This window comes from Methylobacterium indicum, from assembly GCF_001043895.1.
In the GTDB taxonomy this organism is placed as follows: domain Bacteria; phylum Pseudomonadota; class Alphaproteobacteria; order Rhizobiales; family Beijerinckiaceae; genus Methylobacterium; species Methylobacterium indicum.
In genome coordinates, this window is the sequence record NZ_JTHF01000502.1 from 1 (window position 1) to 731 (window position 731).

The 731-nt window shown below is 72.4% G+C and carries 1 protein-coding gene; it reads left to right on the forward strand.

Annotated elements, in window-relative coordinates; translation table 11 throughout:
• Positions 1–127: 127 nt before the first annotated feature.
• A complete protein-coding gene (locus QR78_RS31755) occupies positions 128–661 on the forward strand; it encodes a uracil-DNA glycosylase family protein (protein ID WP_244278515.1) in 534 nt (177 codons plus the stop codon).
• The last annotated feature ends 70 nt before the right edge of the window (positions 662–731 follow it).

A 731-nucleotide genomic window follows, 5' to 3' on the forward strand; every position in this document is an offset into this window, starting at 1 on the left:
CGGAAGGATCCTGGAACGGGATGCCGCTCTGGAACGCCCGGTTGCCCGGCGCCTGGCTGGCGATGCAGATCCGGGCCCGGGACGAGCCCTGCACGATCGGCCGCGGCTCCACGGGAAGGGGGGGGCCGTGCCGCGGCCGATCGTGCAGGGCTCGTCCCGGGCCCGGATCTGCATCGCCAGCCAGGCGCCGGGCAACCGGGCGTTCCAGAGCGGCATCCCGTTCCAGGATCCTTCCGGCAAGCGCCTGCGCGAGTGGCTCGGCCTCGACGAGCCGGCCTTCTACGATCCCGACCTGATCGCGATCGTGCCGATGGGCGCCTGCTTTCCCGGCCACGATGCCAAGGGCGGAGACCTGCCGCCGCGGCGCGAATGCGCCGAGACCTGGCGCGAGCCCCTGCTCGCCGGCCTGCCGAACCTGGAACTGGTGCTGCTGATCGGCCAGTACGCACAGGCCTGGCACCTCGGCCGCCGGCCCGGCGGGCTCACCGAGACGGTCGCGCGCTGGCGCGAGATCTTTTCCGAGTCCCGACGACCCCGGCTGCTGCCCCTGCCCCACCCGTCCTGGCGCAACACGCCGTGGCTGAAGAAGCATCCGTGGTTCGAGGCCGAGCTCCTGCCCGTGCTGCGGGAGGAGGTGGCGCGGCTCGCAGGACGGACTTGATTCCCGGCCGGACCCGTGATGGGTGCGCACGTTTGTTCTTTGCGTGACGGAGGTCCCGTGCCCGAGCCCA